General features: G+C 75.8%; 1 pseudogene. It reads left to right on the plus strand.

Annotation, left to right across the window (positions count from 1 at the left end):
• Window positions 1-598 (plus strand): annotated as a pseudogene (locus CR470_RS38355) (hypothetical protein); the annotation flags it as partial.

Genomic DNA, 598 nt, shown 5'->3' on the forward strand with positions numbered 1-598 from the left:
TATAAGAGACAGGGACCGGGCGGGCGCGCGGACCGGGGCGGCCCTCGGCTTCGACACCGCACTCCTGGTCGACGCGGTCGACCGGCAGACCGGGATCGAGACGCTCGCCGGGCCGGGCACCCCGCTGCTGACGGTCACCGAACCGACCGAGACCGCCACCGCGGCCGCTTTCGCGCACACCGCCGTCCTCGCCGGGAAGCCGCAGAACGCCGAGCCGCTCGCGGAGGCCGGCCGGCTCTTCGGGCGGCTCGCCCATCTCCTGGACGCCGTGGAGGACCGGGAGACCGACGCCGCGTCCGGTGCCTGGAACCCGCTCACCGTCACCGGCACCCCGCTGTCCGAGGCGCGCCGGCTCTGCGACGACGCACTGCGCGGCGTGCGGCTCGCGCTGCGGGAGGTGGAGTTCACCGACGGCAGGCTCGTCCACGTCCTCCTCGCCCATGAGCTGCGGCGCTCGGTCGACCGGGCGTTCGGCACCTCGTCCTGCTCGCACCAGGAGGGCCAGGAGGGCGAGGAGGGCCGCGGGCTGCTGCTGCCCGACGGCTCCTTCGGCCCGCCGCCGGGAAATCCGTACGGCCCGCCGCCCGCCCATCCGTAC

This window comes from Streptomyces sp. rh34 (assembly GCF_002551245.1).
Taxonomy (GTDB): domain Bacteria; phylum Actinomycetota; class Actinomycetes; order Streptomycetales; family Streptomycetaceae; genus Streptomyces.